Source organism: Paenibacillus sp. FSL R7-0189 (assembly GCF_037969925.1).
GTDB lineage: Bacteria > Bacillota > Bacilli > Paenibacillales > Paenibacillaceae > Paenibacillus_AQ > Paenibacillus_AQ odorifer.
The window spans coordinates 460,449-476,643 of record NZ_CP150223.1; the positions used below are offsets into that span (position 1 = coordinate 460,449).

General features: G+C 43.0%; 20 protein-coding genes. 1 reads left to right on the forward strand and 19 read right to left on the reverse strand.

Going from position 1 to position 16,195, the window contains the following annotated elements; all coding sequences use genetic code 11:
- Positions 1–2: 2 nt before the first annotated feature.
- The 19 genes from MKY63_RS02085 to MKY63_RS02175 all read right to left on the reverse strand — a co-directional run bounded on the left by MKY63_RS02085 (position 3) and on the right by MKY63_RS02175 (position 14,411).
- Positions 3–233: an EsaB/YukD family protein gene (locus tag MKY63_RS02085; RefSeq protein ID WP_162164278.1), complete on the reverse strand. Its 231-nt coding sequence runs from the start codon at positions 231–233 to the stop codon at positions 3–5.
- Between the two features lie 17 nt (positions 234–250).
- The gene (locus tag MKY63_RS02090) at positions 251–748 is read right to left on the reverse strand and encodes a hypothetical protein (RefSeq protein ID WP_036684491.1); all 498 of its coding nucleotides are present in this window, start codon (positions 746–748) and stop codon (positions 251–253) included.
- A 14-nt stretch (positions 749–762) separates the two neighbouring features.
- Positions 763–1,245 (reverse strand): hypothetical protein, encoded by a 483-nt coding sequence (locus MKY63_RS02095; protein WP_036684493.1) that lies wholly within the window; start codon positions 1,243–1,245, stop codon positions 763–765.
- Positions 1,246–1,262: 17 nt separating this feature from the next.
- Entirely contained in the window at positions 1,263–1,457 is a 195-nt protein-coding gene (locus MKY63_RS02100; protein WP_036684494.1) for a hypothetical protein, read from the reverse strand.
- Positions 1,458–1,486: 29 nt separating this feature from the next.
- Positions 1,487–2,368, reverse strand: a complete 882-nt coding sequence (locus MKY63_RS02105; RefSeq protein ID WP_036684496.1) for a hypothetical protein — start codon at positions 2,366–2,368, stop codon at positions 1,487–1,489.
- Entirely contained in the window at positions 2,365–3,348 is a 984-nt protein-coding gene (locus MKY63_RS02110; RefSeq protein ID WP_036684498.1) for a hypothetical protein, read from the reverse strand. Before MKY63_RS02110 ends, MKY63_RS02105 begins: the two co-directional genes overlap by 4 nt.
- On the reverse strand, positions 3,326–4,798 hold the full coding sequence (locus MKY63_RS02115) for an ATPase, T2SS/T4P/T4SS family (RefSeq protein ID WP_036684499.1): 1,473 nt from the start codon (positions 4,796–4,798) through the stop codon (positions 3,326–3,328). Before MKY63_RS02115 ends, MKY63_RS02110 begins: the two co-directional genes overlap by 23 nt.
- 13 nt (positions 4,799–4,811) lie before the next feature.
- On the reverse strand, positions 4,812–5,639 hold the full coding sequence (locus tag MKY63_RS02120; protein ID WP_036684503.1) for a hypothetical protein: 828 nt from the start codon (positions 5,637–5,639) through the stop codon (positions 4,812–4,814).
- Entirely contained in the window at positions 5,618–6,499 is an 882-nt protein-coding gene (locus MKY63_RS02125) for a hypothetical protein (protein WP_036684504.1), read from the reverse strand. The genes MKY63_RS02120 and MKY63_RS02125 overlap by 22 nt, the downstream gene beginning before the upstream one ends.
- Positions 6,499–7,863: an AAA family ATPase gene (locus MKY63_RS02130; RefSeq protein ID WP_036684506.1), complete on the reverse strand. Its 1,365-nt coding sequence runs from the start codon at positions 7,861–7,863 to the stop codon at positions 6,499–6,501. The genes MKY63_RS02125 and MKY63_RS02130 overlap by 1 nt, the downstream gene beginning before the upstream one ends.
- 223 nt (positions 7,864–8,086) lie before the next feature.
- Positions 8,087–8,998 carry a 5'-3' exonuclease H3TH domain-containing protein gene (locus tag MKY63_RS02135; RefSeq protein ID WP_076101643.1) on the reverse strand — a complete coding sequence of 304 codons (912 nt, stop codon included), beginning with the start codon at positions 8,996–8,998 and terminating at the stop codon, positions 8,087–8,089.
- Between the two features lie 48 nt (positions 8,999–9,046).
- Positions 9,047–9,412, reverse strand: coding sequence for an arsenate reductase family protein (locus MKY63_RS02140; RefSeq protein WP_038569540.1), 366 nt, complete (start codon positions 9,410–9,412; stop codon positions 9,047–9,049).
- Between the two features lie 193 nt (positions 9,413–9,605).
- Positions 9,606–10,592, reverse strand: a complete 987-nt coding sequence (locus MKY63_RS02145) for an RluA family pseudouridine synthase (protein ID WP_339811360.1) — start codon at positions 10,590–10,592, stop codon at positions 9,606–9,608.
- A 1-nt stretch (position 10,593) separates the two neighbouring features.
- A complete protein-coding gene (locus MKY63_RS02150; RefSeq protein WP_036684514.1) occupies positions 10,594–11,160 on the reverse strand; it encodes a cob(I)yrinic acid a,c-diamide adenosyltransferase in 567 nt (188 codons plus the stop codon).
- A 170-nt stretch (positions 11,161–11,330) separates the two neighbouring features.
- Positions 11,331–11,519, reverse strand: a complete 189-nt coding sequence (locus tag MKY63_RS02155) for an aspartyl-phosphate phosphatase Spo0E family protein (protein ID WP_232061510.1) — start codon at positions 11,517–11,519, stop codon at positions 11,331–11,333.
- Between the two features lie 250 nt (positions 11,520–11,769).
- Positions 11,770–12,990, reverse strand: coding sequence for an aminotransferase class I/II-fold pyridoxal phosphate-dependent enzyme (locus MKY63_RS02160; RefSeq protein WP_339811362.1), 1,221 nt, complete (start codon positions 12,988–12,990; stop codon positions 11,770–11,772).
- A gap of 13 nt (positions 12,991–13,003) precedes the next feature.
- The gene (locus MKY63_RS02165) at positions 13,004–13,504 is read right to left on the reverse strand and encodes an Lrp/AsnC family transcriptional regulator (protein WP_036683529.1); all 501 of its coding nucleotides are present in this window, start codon (positions 13,502–13,504) and stop codon (positions 13,004–13,006) included.
- Between the two features lie 259 nt (positions 13,505–13,763).
- Positions 13,764–14,147 (reverse strand): spore coat protein, encoded by a 384-nt coding sequence (locus MKY63_RS02170; protein ID WP_076126401.1) that lies wholly within the window; start codon positions 14,145–14,147, stop codon positions 13,764–13,766.
- Positions 14,148–14,177: 30 nt separating this feature from the next.
- Entirely contained in the window at positions 14,178–14,411 is a 234-nt protein-coding gene (locus MKY63_RS02175) for a spore coat protein (protein ID WP_036683535.1), read from the reverse strand.
- 175 nt (positions 14,412–14,586) lie between these two features.
- Between MKY63_RS02175 and MKY63_RS02180 the strand changes: the two genes are divergently transcribed.
- Positions 14,587–15,837, forward strand: coding sequence for an FAD-dependent oxidoreductase (locus MKY63_RS02180; RefSeq protein ID WP_076214060.1), 1,251 nt, complete (start codon positions 14,587–14,589; stop codon positions 15,835–15,837).
- The last annotated feature ends 358 nt before the right edge of the window (positions 15,838–16,195 follow it).

The following is a 16,195-nucleotide window of genomic DNA, read 5'->3' on the forward strand; positions in this document are numbered from 1 at the left end:
TCTCAGATAAGTGTGAGCAGTGCGCCTTGGGCTACACCTTCTTGATCCAAGGTTTTACTATTACTTAATATTCTGCCTAATGGCTCAGCCTGAAGCTTAGCCCCGCTTCTCTCCTTTAAGCTCAAGGACTCCGTTAACATGTCTAACAGTTCTTCTATAGTCACAAACACCGGAACTTTTAGGTCCATTCTTAGACCTGTATCCGTTTGAAAAGTAACCATGATATAGTCCATTCTGATTATTCCTTTCATCAATTCTTAACGGAGAGAATATATTTCCTCTCGCTAATTAACTGATAATCTACTTCTTTGTCTGCTTCTTCAGCGAGCTTTAAGTATCTGGTTTTAAATTTGTATGTTGCCTGTGCTTTCACATTAACTTCTGATACCCATTGGCTGGTTTGGGTGTTCTCTATGTTAGAAAAATCTAAATTTACCGTAAAATCATTGTATCTATCATCATTGGAGGTAAATGTAAGCACGTTGCCATTATCGGTCTGTTCCGATACATTTAGAGCACTTTCGAACGCATCTGAAAAGTATTCTTTGAACCTCTCCTCGTTAATCACCGCATCCAGTCCACGTAGCAGTTCATACTCTAAACTCCGATCCTTGGCTGCCCGGCAAGCATTAGAGATCGCAGTGCTCAGCACTACCTTCTCTCTAAATACAATGCCCATCTCCACCAAAGGCTCCACAACAATTGACACTAGAATAATCAACAATACTCCTACTGCAATATTTTTCACACAAAGTCATCCTATCAATCTATATAGTAGTCCAGATCCTTATAATGTTTCAGGCCTGTCGTTGACATGGAGAAGTGGACCGGAATTTCACGCTCCAGCTTCTTTCCCCATAAAGTGATAGAGAAAGGATATACAGCTTTAATCTCAACCGTAAGCGGTTCGCCTCTTTGCCGATAAGGTTTATTCCATTCGTTCCCTTCATCGTAATATGAGGTTTCATCATCATTTCCAATCGCATTATCATGATCTGCATTAGTGACCGTAATGACAATATCATCGGCTTTATCTCGGTAAATAGGGCGCTCCTGTAATCTCTCCATAACATCCTCATAATATGATTCCTTCAAGTAGTTATCACCAGCTACAATCTGCGAAACACTATACGTCTCTGTGACCAGCGTTAAATACCATGGGAAAAAGAAAGCCAAATTTACAAACAGCAAAATCGTAACCGAGGTCAGAATGGTAAGTAATACTGCCTTTGCTATCCCTTGCATTGTGTTTTCACCCCAAATTAGCTAACCATCTTTCCAATCAAATCATCGAATAAGAATTCCCAAACATCATCGACCCATCCTGTCAGTACTCCACCCTTTAGATAGGTCACTACCACTCCAATTAAAATAATAACGCCAACCGTGATGGCAATTTGCTTGATCCCTACTTCTCCTTTTTCCTCCACTAGCAATTCCTTAAGATCTGTCTTCATTCGTTTATCCCCCTATAAATAAATTTGGCTTATTGAAACATCTTCATTGAACTCAGAATGGTAAACAAATAGTACATAACGATATAAATAGCCAACACTATAATAAGTAGAAACTGGATCCTTGCGCTGCTGCGCTGCCTACTCTCCAGCTCTTCTTCCAAAGCCCTGATTCTGAAGCCATCTAATTCATTCTTGAGATATGCCATCTGAGACACATTATCGTATCCTTTAAGCCTCGTCTCCATAATGTCGCAGAACTTGATCACGTAATGCATCGGAATCCGTTTCTTCAGCTGCTTAAAAGCGAATTCTTCTCCGTAATCAATATTGTCCAGCATCACACCGAGCTCCTCGGCTATATCAGGATTTGCACTAGGAATGTAGTCCTTAAGCACATCTGAGAAATGAATGTTAACCGACTTTATATACTGGTAATAGACCATACTATAAAAGGCTGGGAAATCCAGGGATATATTTTTGTTCTTCTTATCGATAATCTTCTCCAACTCGACCACCGGATAGAGCCAGCCCAGCATGATGAAGATGGCAGAGATACAGCCAAGCAGGATGTTCACCTTCCATAGCAACAACATAATCACAATAGCACTTAGCGTGTACATGAATTGCTCGGTCCGTATTTCCTCTGGAGTCTTTTGTAGATCAAGTCGGTCAATGATTTTCTTGAATCTTAATCTTTCAGCACTTCCCAATAACCCTTTAACATATTTCATTGCAATTCTTCGTTTATATTGGTTGAACTTCTCTTTTAGCGCCGCATTTTTACGCTGCTTGATATATTGACGTGCACGTTTTTTCTGTTTTCTGCTCACAGGCTTGAAGAAGGGGTATAACAATATCTTGATCAAATAAAGGATGGAGAGCATGGCTATCAGCTTAACTAGGAATATCATTTGCGCTCACCACCCATGCCGACGTTCCCTTGGAGTACCTGACTGCGTGCAAAGCTTAAACAAATGACACTAATCAATATCGTGTTGATCAATTTCCCAACATTGCTTTCAAGCATAAATTCTCTAAAATCCTTTACAGTTAATGCGTACAAGAAAAAAAGCACAATGATTCCGGTTTTAAACATAAAATCTCGATTCATCTTTCTAAAAATCCGTTCCTTTTTAGAGTTAATCTCGCGCAGCACGGCATTTTCATCTACAATATCGAGGAAAATGTCTGCCATACCTTTTCTTTCGTTATATTCGAAGACCACTGCTTTTTTTGTGAAATTATCAAATTTGGGACCAAGCTGTCTATTTAATAGCGTAATAGCTTGCTTAAAGGAATAGCCGTTGTTGTCGCAATTATCTATAAATTGCTGAAAATATGGCCTAAGATTAGGACTGATATATTCATCGCTCTCCATCACCTTTTTAATGGCTACTAGTACACCTTCACGGGCTAACGGACAAATCACATCTTCGGCATCCATTATATTTTCAAGCCGTTCTGCTTGGATGGCTCTAGACTGCATCACGAAAAAAGTAAACAATCCTACAAAAATTGAAATCGTAATCACAAGCGAAAGCGTAACGCTTTTCATAAGCAGAACCACTAGCAGAGCTATAATCGCAAAGCAAATGCACAGCATTGAGGTAAAGCTCTCCAGCGTAAACGGCATATTAAAGTCTAAAATCAAACCCTCTACCATTCGATTGTATTTCGCATAAATATTTTCCTTCTGCCTGACGATTCGCTCCTTCTTGATCCGGTCAACATAACGCTTCGTGTTATACTTGCCTAGGTACTCTGCGAGGGTATCCATAACGTCGAGAACATATCTTACAGAACCCTGAAAAAACTTGACCTCAAAGATGGCGTTAAATAGTACAAATGCAGCCATACCAAGAAGTAGACTAATGATTAAAGTTGTATTCATCGAATTCGTACACCTCTGTTTCGCCCTCCAACGGATCCTTGGTAAAGAACTCAAACCTGCTTTTCTTAATTCCGGCCTTGAGCATTAGCTGCTGTACATTCTCCGAGATCTTTCCTACACGTAAATGTCTGCCAACAATTTTGATCATCTTCTTGCCTTCAATCATCTCTTCAATCACATCATCACAATCAAATCTATAGATTTGATTAATCAGTGGATTCAAGCCATCTGAGCCCAAAATCTCTGAAATTGAAGTCACTTTACGAGTACCATCTGCCAGTTTCTCTTGAAAGATTACAAATTTCACAGCACTGCAGATATTTCGTAGAGCAAGTTCCGCTGGCTCATTAGAGGCCATTAGATAGGCCGTTAGAAATCTAAAGATCGCTTCCTTATCCCCCTCTGCATGAAGTGTGGAAAAGAAATAGTGTCCCGTCTGTGCTGCTCGAAGCGCTGTGGCGAATTCACCGGGTGTTCGAAGCTCCCCTGGTCCAATCCAGTGAGGTGATTGTCTCATCGCATTAATAAGCAAATTTTCCATAGTCGCTGGGCTTGAGTCATCATCATCAGGGACCGACTCGTATTGCAACACATCATTCAGCACTCTACCGTGTTCGCTGTTATCTTCTCTTTGAATCAATCTCATCTCTGAAGGATTTTCAATGGTAATGATCCTTGATAGAGGATTGATCTCCTTCACAAGAATTTCATTTAGCGTTGTCTTTCCGCTTCCTGTCGGTCCCACTGTAATCCAGGATAAGTCTGATTTCGGGATCAAAGACAATAATTTATACATGTTTGAGGAGAAGGATTTATTCTCAATGAGCATTTTCGGAACAATACTCTTCTTGCTGAACTTTCGGATCACAAACGCCGGTTGGTCATACGGTGAGATCTCAGCATGAGTGGCATTCACACGATACCCCTCAATCGTTCTGGCATTTACCATGGGTATCTTTGGAATCAGCCGAACCTTGGAGATACCTATAAGCTTGGCGATAATCCGTTCCATATGATCACGATCTGTAAAATTTTGATCCCACTGCAGGCTTCTTCCGCCGCTTTCCACAAAGATTTGATCAGGCCCGTTGGCTCTGATTTCATCTATACTAGGGTCCTCCATAGCCTTAGTAATGGGACCATAGTGAGTGATTTCATTGGTGAGTGCGTTTTTCAACTCTGCTAGATCATAAAATCCCTCGACAGAAGGTTTCTGCGCGTCTACAAATTCATTTATGTATGCCTTAGTCATTTCGCGTTTTCGAGCAGGGTCGTTTTCTCGCCTATAGGCATGTGTCGTTATTTTCGTAATATATTTTTGGCATAACTCCAAAGCCTCATCAAAGCTTATGGTCGTATATTTACTAGCCAGATCCTCCATGTTCTCCTTCGGCCCTACCTGATGCAGTACTTTTTGCTGCATATCGCTAATTTTCGCACGTGTCAGCAAGTCGCTCTCCCCTTTACTGATCCGCCAACCGATCGGCCAGCTTTTGGATCTCTTTTTTAAAATATTTATTAATTAGGGGGTTATCTTTTATGTACAGCCTGCCCTCATGTGCACGAACTACGGCATCCTTCACAAGTGGCAGTACAGAAACTATGTTAAAACCCATGTCCTTCATAACCTTATAATCAAATTCAATATGCTGAATATTCATCATCACCACACTGGTGAACTTAGCCGTACTTATCCCCACCGATTTAGCATAATCCAGCAGCTTCACCATATTTATGGTAGCTTCCATCCTCTCTGTTGCCGTAAAGAATCCTATGTGACAATACTTCATGGCACCCAGACAAAATTCCAATGGAGGGTTGTTGGGAATGTCGATCAGCACAATATCAAACATCTGCTTAAGTGTAGTAATTACACGCTCTAAATTTCCAAACTCAAAATCAAAATACTCCTCCATTAGATCCTGTGGACTAGCTGATAACAGGAACAGCTTCTCGTATTTGGTCCGCTGCAATTCATCTCGGAAATCTACCTTGTCGCTTTTTAACACCTTAATTAATCCTTGCCCCTTCTTATGTGCAGGGACATCTAGAAATTGATATAAGTTCGGATAAAACACCTTAAGGTCAACCACACAAGTATTTAGACCCTTTTGAGATAATAAATATCCTAAGTTGCTTATGAGCATGGCATTATCTACACCATCACAAGCAGGTATAAAACCTACTACACTATAAATCAGATTATTCTCTTGAAGTTCGGCACCGACGAGATCCTTAGATGATATTTTCTGAAAAATGCTGTCGATTCCTAATCCTCTTTTCCGATCCACGATTCCACCTCTTTCTCCAAAGTGGGCAGTTGGTCAATGATGACATCACTACTTTTTCTGCTCAGTATGGTAATCAGAAATGAATTTCCATTAAGTCCTTTGTATTTGGCATAATTGTTAATTTGTGCACTCGTCCCCTCGAGGAGTAATGCTTTAGGTTGAATGTTCTTTAAGAAATCCTTACTCTTCATAACATTTTGTTTCTTATCCTCATCCAGTTTCTGCACCTCTTTATATACTTCGTAGATGGAATGACTACTTGCGTTGAGCATATCCTTCACAACAATGCTTTCAAACAATACTTCAGTTTTTTTGATCGTATTCGTGGACTCGGAATAAATAGCGTTTGGATTGCCACCCGGGGCATCCTTCTCCTCTACCTCATAGGACACACGGATACGAACACGGTCTCCTGGCATTAGAATATCTCCACCAACCTCCAGAAAATTATAAGGAAGCGTCAAGACCTCATTTTCCTCATTCACTTGATACAGCCATTCATTTTTTTGCGGTTTTTCATCCAGCAACTGATCTTTGTAGAGCACGCTGTTTTCTCGAAGATAATATGCGGACAGTTTATCCTTCACCGAATCTATATCTTCAGACAACACCATGTCCTCGGTGTATTCTTTTTTGATAATATTGTATTTCTCAATCATAGGCTCCGTAATGACTACGTAAGCCGGAATACCATCACTCTGCTTGACCCGCAACACCTCTACCACATCGCTGGCATCTTTGCTGGCTTTCGTAATGAACATATAAGAAACCACGATGATCAATAGACTAAAGAGCAATGCTGCAACCCGCTTGAACATTTGCTTATTGGGTGTCGCGTTTTTAAGCCCACTTAAATCCATTAACTACTCCCCTCCAGTAATCTAAGAAGTATATTTCCATATGCCCGCTCATGGTCTTTGTTTGAATATACAAGCGGCACATCGGTTTCAATCTGAGTATCAAAGTCCGTGTCATAAGAGATATGACCTGCCACTTTCATTCCGTATGTAAAGCTTTCTAAAAGACCGGATGTAGCAACTGCACTTACCTTGTCTGGTACGAAAATTTCACCTTGAAATCTGGAACGGTCATTATATTTGGTGACAATTACTTTTGATTTAGCATTCAAATAGGCCGTATTTTCCTTATTCAGTGTCTCTTCCACATTCCTCAGAGTGCTTAAAACAGCATATAGATTATTGGGAATACAGAGGCCAAAGCTGTCGATATGGATTAATGCTTCTCGAAATCTGTCTAATACGTTCAGTGGTAGATCCAATAGGATCAAATTAAATTTGTTTCGGAGTAAGGACAACAGACCGACAAGTTTAGAGCTGGTGTAAAATTGCTGGATTAACTTGGGATCGGAAAAGCTGTAACCCAGTCCAGCCAGCCATAGGTTTTCTTTCAAATGAAAAGCCGTAGTCAAATAATCCTGAGGTCTTGCTAACGTTCGGATGAGAGATGCATTTATATCTTCATCCCGCTTGGTTCGTTCATGAAAGCTGCTAAAATACATATTCGTACTTCGATATTCGATATCCATATCCACGATTAATACATTCAGCCCCCGTTTACTCGCTTCACTTGCAACATTGATAGTTGTGCTGGTAATTCCGCATCCACTATGCCCGGTTATCGCTACAATACGACTAATCCCTCGGCTAATCTTATCAAGCTCCCTAGTAAGGGTATCCGTAGCCTGTAATTCAGTTGGGGCTTTCGGTTTCGGTTTAAAGCGATCCAGAAACGACCCTTTTCTGTCTGTACTCTTTTGGTGATTACTCTTATCGTCGTGAGGTCTGGAATGTTGTTTCAATTGAGGTTTGGTATCGGATAAACGCTCAAGAGCTTCCTGAAATAGTACTGGTGTAATGCGTATGTATTCGTAATTCTTAATTTGGAGATTCGGATATCTATAGCTGAGATTCTCCCATTCTGTATCTTTCCTTATGTACCTGGTGAGGATTAAAATCTTTACATTTGACTTTTGATTAGCTACGAGCCAATTGATTAGGTTATTTAAATCACTCCTGTTCTGTTCCATCCTCAGAGATAATGCATCATCTGTTATTAATATGCTATCTATAGAAGGATTGATGTTTTGCAAAAACTCCAAAACACCTCCAAGGACTAATTCAGACTCGTTCACTACGTCCATGGTCCGACTGCAATAATTACCTACTATCTTCTGAAACTTGTGCGTGACCAAAAGTATCTTCATCTCATCATCACCTACTATGGAAAATAATCCCTATGTATTTCCTTTGAAATTTCATTAAACCAATATCCATGATTAGAAACCTTAATTTGTAATTCAGTCAAAAAAAGACATATATTGATAAATTTCCACATGAATTCGACAACAAAAAAAAGCAGGTCAAGGATAGTAACCTTGACCTGCCATTATGTTTTTTCACATTTTCATCAGAAGAGAACCACTCTCCTTAACCCAGATCACCTAACTCAATCTGTACAATTCCCCGTTCGTCCTGCACCTCAGCGATCAAATGCATCAGGCTGCCGAATTCCAGTTCTTGAAATTTACGCGCGGCTGTTTCCCGCTGTAATTGCCATAAAGCTTCTGCCAGCTCACAGACCACAGGCACATCACAACGGATTTCAGCCAGCTCCCTTGATAGATGCAGCATATCTAGGTCGGCTTCAATTTTGGACCGTACACCTTTAGGAAGCAAGTGAAGATTCTCAATTACACCTTCAACTGTACCGTACTCTGTTAACAGCTTCAGCGCGGTTTTCTCACCAATCCCTTTTACACCAGGGTAATTATCACTTGTATCGCCCATAAAGCCCTTCAGGTCAATAACCTGTCTAGGGGTTAGACCTTTATCCTCAAGCAATTCTGCAAGGTCATAAACTTTATAGTTGGAGCGTCCTTTTTTCATAATGACGACTTTAACATTCTCATCAATAAGCTGCAGCATATCATGGTCACCCGTCAGAATGTAAACCTCAGAATTATCGCTGTAACAGGATGCCAGCGTACCTATGCAATCATCTGCTTCATAGCCGGCAAGACCAATGTTTGGCACACCTAGCTCAGCCACCACTTCTTTTACTAGGTCAAACTGCGGAATTAATTCCAGCGGAGCTTCGATCCGGTTGGATTTGTATCCATCATATTTCTCGGTGCGGAACGTTCCTTTGCCCATATCCCAGCAGCATACGACGTGAGAAGGCTCAAACGTACTTACTGCATCAAAAAAATACTGCAAAAATCCATATACTGCATTCGTTGGCAATCCATCTTTTGTCTTGCGAATATATCCTCCATAAGAGGTCGCATAAAAGGCCCGGAACAGCAGAGCCATTCCATCTACAAGCATTACCCGGCCCATTGTTTCTGTTCTCACTTATAAACCTCTCCCTTGATCGTTGTATTGATATTAAACATTAGTCCAAGTATCGGCATATTGGTCTTCTTTGAATCCCACCGTAACTTTAACTCCATCGGTGACAATCGGACGTTTGATCAGCATCCCGTGGCTTGAGAGCAGCTCTAACTTCTCCTGTTCCGTAAGCTGGGGCAGCTTGTCCTTCAGACCTAATGATTTGTATACTTCACCGCTTGTATTAAAAAACTTCTTCAGCTCAAGGCCGCTGTTCGCGAGCAGCTCACGCAGCTCGTCCACCGTAGGTGGCTGCTCTGCGATGTGCTGAAGCTCCAGCTCATGACCTTGTCCCTGCAACCATTTCACTGCGCTGCGGCAGGTGCTGCATTTGGGATATTGATATACTTTTAATTTGCTCATGCTGTGCTCCTTTAATAATCGGCTAATAATACCGTAACTACAAGGAATGTTTGGACTTCCGGCCGCTGTTGTCTACAGATTTCATCAATTTTACCGTTAAACACGGTTGAAATCCGCAGACAAAGGCGGTCGCTATCGCTCCTACAGTTCCAAACTTCCCCTTCGCCACTCTATCGCCTGAATCATAATTTTATCACAAATTCGCTGTCAGACCTTGCTCCAATATTTTCTCCAAGACTGCCATGTCAGGTGGCAACGGGGCTTCGAATATCATTTCTTGCAGAAGTACCGGGTGCTTGAACGTCAGACGCACTGCGTGCAGTGCCTGACGCGGTATGGAAGCATCGAGTGCTGCAACGGACTCCAACTGCTCGCTTTGCGTTGAAGTAAATTCTGGTAGATTGTACAGCTCATGACGATACATGCTGTCTCCAATCAGTGGACAGCCGATAGAGGTCATATGGACCCGAATCTGATGCGTACGTCCACTCTCCAGCTTTAGTTCAACTCTGGAGCCGGCCGAATACACCTGCTTAACCTCATAGCGGGTTAGGGAAGGATATCCATCCGGTGTCACGATACGCCGATGTGGCTCCTCAGGATCACGGTCGATAGGGCCGTCGATATCACCGGATAGCTCCGCAGGAACCCCATGAACAAATGCAGCGTAACGCTTATCCACAGTACCGGCGATCATCTGCTCGGAAATATGCTGATGGCTGTATGGATTTTTGGCGATCACTAACACACCGGAGGTTTCCTGATCCAGGCGGTGAACAGGCCGGAAACGGAAGCATTCATTCTTCTGCGCCCAATAATAAACCACGCCATTGGCAAGCGTGTCAGTGTAATGTCCATGTGTTGGATGAACTATAATTCCCGCTGCCTTGTTAACCACTAGCAGATGTTCATCTTCAAATAGAATCTCGAATGGAATCGGCTGCGGTAAAATATCATCCGAAGTCTCCGTTTCCATGCGGATCTGCACGGTATCTCCTGCCTTAACATGCACACTAATGTATACACGTTCACCGTTTAATGTAATGCCTTGTTCCGTCTGCTTCAGCCGGGAGAGTAGCTTGCGTGAGACATCCATCCGTTTGTGCAGGATTGTCTTCAGCAGGAAGTCATCCTCTTCTGGCGGTATGATATAAGTAATGGGTGAATAATAGCTTGTCATATTAGTCTCGAAACACCTTTTTACTACGGATGTATTCTACATCAGTAATCCCTGACCGTGTATTAGCCGTTCTAGCCAACGCGAAAAAATAATCCGACAATCGATTGAGATAAATCACCGCTTCTGGGTTTATGTCCGCATTTCGCCCTAAGGTAACTGCCCGGCGTTCCGCACGACGGCAAACCGTGCGGCATACATGTAGAACCGAAGCCAGCTGACTACCTCCTGGCAGGATAAATTTCTCTAGTGGTGGATTCTCCTCTTGTAGAGAATCTATCCAGCCTTCCAGCCGCTGAGCCATCTCACTTGTCACCATATATTGACCACCGTCAGCAAGTTTAACAAATGCTAAATCCGTGCCGCAATCAAACAGCTCATGCTGTATTTCGAGCAATTGCTCGCGGACATCGTCGAAATTATCACTTTCCATCAGGCTTCGTGCTTGCCCTACAAAACAATTCAGCTCATCGATCGTTCCGTAGGCCTCGACGCGGACATCATCCTTGCCGACCCGGCCGCCAATCACTGAAGTCTGACCTGCATCACCCGTACGTGTATAAATCGCCATGGTTTAAGCCTCCTATCCATTCTTGAAATCACATACTGATAGTTTAAGCTTTCTGCTATAAGGAAGGCAATAAAGATAGCAAATTAAGAGTATACACAATAACACCGTCATTAGTAAGAGTGAACAACAAAAAGAGGACCCTAGGGTCCTCTCAAGAGCATTCAGCAGCACTATTTTCCAGCCGGACGCCCCTTCATGTACTCATTTATTTTGAGGTCCAATAAACTGCTAATTTCAATCACATTATCCGAAGTGAATGATTTTTCCTGCAGGAAAAGCTGCTCCATCTTGCTGCGGAGTATTCTAATTTCATCTTCCAGAGAGAGTATGCGAGCAGAAGCATCACCCTTGGGGGGTATTTTCCCATTTCCAGAGAAACATTTCCCACCATAGGAAGGTAAGTAATAATCGGCGCTAAGCACAATCATCCCTCCCAAAAGTATTATTGAGCGCGTGCTGCAAAATAGCATAAAAGTTAAATAAAGCAACTTCAAAGCAACGCTTAGTTCCAGAGTAAATGGATCCTTGTAAGTTCTATTATAGGGGCTAATTACTCTCAAAGTAAAATAATACCATAGGATTGTATGATCGGCTATAGTTCAATTTTCACTAATCCGTTCTCTCACGTGTAAGCTTTGTGACAAAAGCACCAATGCGTTCTACTGCTTCGTTCAGTTGAGATACTGATGTGGCGTAGGAACAGCGCAAGTAACCTTCTCCACCTAATCCAAAGACACTTCCAGGCACAGCCGCAACCTTGTATTCAAGCAAAAGCCGCTGAGCAAATTGATCAGAAGTCAGCCCTGTCTTGCGCACGCTTGGGAAAGCGTAGAAGGCGCCCTGCGGCTCATGGCACTCCAGCCCCGCATCGCGTAGGCCTTTGACGATCAACCTCCGCCGTTGATTATAGGAATCTACCATCCGGTCCTTCTCTTCCATACCATTGGTCAGCGCTTCAAGTGCAGCCACCTGTCCCATAGAAGGAGCACACATGACAGTGTACTGGTGAATCTTAAGCATTGCAGCGATAAGATCCGGGTGACCACAAGCATAACCCATCCGCCATCCGGTCATTGCAAAAGCTTTGGAGAAGCCGCTAACCAGAATCGTACGGTCTATCATGCCTGGTAAAGAGGCAAAGCTGACGTGATTAATGCCATAAGACAACTCTGCATAAATCTCATCTGAAATCACTATAAGATCATGTTTCTCTACTACCTTAGCAATCGGCTCCCAATCTTCTCGGGTCATTACACTTCCCGTAGGGTTACTTGGGTAACACAAAATCAGAACCTTGGAGCGCGGAGTGATTTTGGCTTCCAGGCTTTCCGCAGTAAGTTTAAAGTTATTCTCACCAACCGTTTCAATACCTACAGGTATCCCTCCACCAATCGCGGTAATCGGCGAATAAGAGATATAACAAGGCTCCGGAATCAGAATTTCATCCCCCGGTGAAATCAGCGCACGTAGCGCCAAGTCGATGGCCTCACTTCCGCCAACGGTTGCAATAATTTGATTGGCAGGATCATATTCCACAGCAAAACGGCTGTGTAAGTAATTTGCGATCCCTTCCCGCAGTTCAGGCATCCCTGCATTGGATGTATACCCTGTAAACCCTCTTTCCAGCGAATAGACACAAGCCTCTCTGACATGCCAGGGGGTCTTAAAGTCAGGCTCTCCGACTCCCAGAGAGATGATATCCTTGCTACCTGCAGCCAGATCAAAAAACTTGCGGATACCCGAAGGTTGAATTTGCTGTACCAACGGGGCCAAATAAGAATCCATTGATTTGCTGTCTTCTCCAGTTAGCTGCGATTTATTCTTGATCATATGATTACTTCCTTTATGGAGAGATCATCAGACGGTTGTCTTCTTCATGCTCTTCGAAGATGATCCCGTCCTGTTTGTATTTTTTAAGGGTAAAATTCGTTTTGGTTGAAAGTACTGAATCGATTGGAGACAGCTTCTCAGATACGAAATTGGCCACTTCACGTAAATTCCGGCCTTCCACTTCCACCAGAAGATCATAAGCACCAGACATCAGATAAACTGATTTGACCTGTGGATACAGGTAGATTCGCTCGGCAATTCCTTCAAAACCACGCCCTCGTTCAGGCGTAATCTGCACCTCAATCAGTGCGGTTACCTTCTCATCGTCCACTTTATCCCAGTTTACAACGGCAGCATATTTTACAATGACATGATCTTTCTCCAACTGCTCAATCGCAGTCTTCACATCTTCTTCCTCCGCGCCAAGCAGCGTTGCCAAGAGTGCAGTAGATCTTCTCGCGTCTTCCTTAAGCAGTTCCAGCACTTTCCTCTTAAGCTCGTTCATTTCTTTCATGCCTTCCCTCCGGATAGTTCGCTAATGACGGTACGCTATTAATGCGTCGCCCCGCGAAAAGAGTTTAATACTAATATGACATGAAATGTGCATCTCTGCAAACAAAATAACCCTATAGGAGCTCCCATGAAAGGCTGAGTTTATATAGAGCATACTCACAAATATAGAAAAAACGCCCGTTCTACCGGATTTAACCAGTAAAAACGGGCGTTAGCTCCACACACATGAAGCGATTTGCTTCATTCGCCAACCATCATGGTTACATTAAATGAGAAGGCTGATGTTGTCCGTTAGCCGGAATATGAGCATTCTGAGCGTATGCGCCAAATTGCCCTGTTTTTTGTTGAACGAATTGCCCTGTTTGCTGTTGCATTTGCTGTGCGGTTTGAAGCTGCTTGTCCACATCTTGGCGCAATGCTTTTGCAGGTGCAGGATACATATTCAATTGAGACATATGCGTGTATAAATCACCTTGGAGTTGCAGTGTGTCCATGGTCATAGTATTAAAAACCCTACGAACCGCTGGACATGCTGATTCTGTAGCAGCTGTAGCATATTCGCGTACGGTCCGCTTCAAATCACACAAAATGGTGTTTAGTAAATCCTCATCCGGCATAAATGCTCCAGTATTTTGCGCGTTCATTAAATAACCTCCTTAGAATTAATATTGCAATTATTGTGGGCTTGTTGGCGCGTATTGTTGATGTTGTTGGATTAACTGAGTGAGCTCAGTCATGTGCTTGGTGTGATTTTGCATATGCTGCATACAAATTTGACGAACCTGTTGATTCTGTGTTGTCGCAGCCGTTGCTGCACATTGCTTAAGAAGCAAGTCCTCATTGGAGATGGAGTCAGCGATATATTCCAATTCTTTACCACTTAGCGCTTGCATTTGCGTTGATTGCATTTGTTGTAGTCCCTCCTTGTAGTTGATTCAAACAGGCATTAGTATGCCGCTTAAGCGCGCTATTTATTTGCCGAAAAGCACTAGAGAGTTATGACAGAAATAAGAACACACTGCGAATGAGTCGATAAATTGCCGCCAATACTAATCACGGCACGAATGAAGGAGCGAACAATTCATGAATTTAAATAGTGGAAACACACCTTGGTCTAGCACTTTACAGAACCCTCCGACTTACCCCACTCTAGAAGGTACTATTCATTGTGATTGTCTGGTTGTAGGCGCGGGAATGGGTGGAGCAATGGCTTCCTATCGTTTGTCCTTAAGTGGAGCGGATACTGTTCTGATTGAAAAAAAACGGGTCGGTAGCGGCAGCTCGCATGCTAACACAGGGCTCCTGCAAATTTCCAACGATAAATCATTAACCTCATGTATGAACACTTTTGGGCAAAAGAACGGTTTGCTCTTTTATCAGTTATGCCAAGCTGGGGTTAGGAACATTCTGGACCTGCCGGACAAGCTCGATATCGATCCACAGATCATTCCACGCAGCAGTCTTTTATATGCCAGCACATCAGAGGATGTACCTGCATTGCGGGAAGAATATGAGAATCTCGCAGCTAACGGTTTCGATTCTGAATTCTGGGATGAGGAAAAGATTGCAGCTCTATACTCTTTTTCAAAACCAGCAGGACTTTATTCACGTGGGGATGCCGAAGCGAATCCTTATCGAACGGTGCACAGCTTAATCGCCAAGGCAGCGTCGAATGGTGTACGCGTCTTTGAACAGAGCGAAGCGAAACATTATGAGTTTACTAAGGATGGCGTGATTTGCCACACAGAAAATGGCCGGATTATTGCCAAGGATGTTATTTTTGCAATGGGTTATGAAACACAAGAGTTCAAAAAAGACCGGGGCGCTGAGCTGATCAACACGTATGCAGTGATGACCAAACCTTTAAAGGATCTTCCAAAATGGCATGAGCGTAGCCTGCTGTGGGAGACAGCCCGCCCTTATTTATATTTTCGGACAACTCCTGAAGGCAGGATTATTGCGGGAGGCAAGGATGAGCAGCTGACAGACCCTGAACGTCGTGAGGTCCGGGTAATCTCTCAAGGTCAAAAATTGCTTGAGGAGCTTGAGGCCTTATTTCCAGAAATCAAAGGCATTGAGCTGGAGTACTCCTGGGGTGCTGTGTTCGGTTCTACTCGTGATGGACTCCCATATATCGGCCCCCATCCAAAGTTCCCTCACTGTTATTTCATCGAGGGCTACGGAGGCAATGGGACTGTGTACAGTATGATCGCTGCGGAGTTGTTAACGGATACGATTGCCGGCAAACATCGGCCTGAGTTAGATTTATTCTCACTCACCCGGTCAGCCAAACCCTCTCCTTCTAAGAATTTGGACGTGATGAAACAAAGCTGATTAGCATAGAAAATAAAAAAGGGACTCTCCCACGTAGCCGCTCACGGCTTTTGGGACAATCCTGCTTTTAATTTTGCCTGCTTTAATCGTAAATCCATCATTCCATGGAGCTTGCGGACTCAGTTGACGTTATTTACATGTTTTTAGCCTTTAAAACAAGGTTTCGGACTCCAGTGATACTATCCTTGGAAAGAGGCCCATATTTAGGCGTTTTTCAGACCAATAGCTGCACTGGAGTCCGATAGCATTCCAAATATCGAATAATGTTGCGCTTAAGGTCGGCTGTGTCCGTTTGCGGGTTACTATGCGCATCCGTCAGTGGTTACATATACGCACACTTTCGACAACGGTCAAGTAA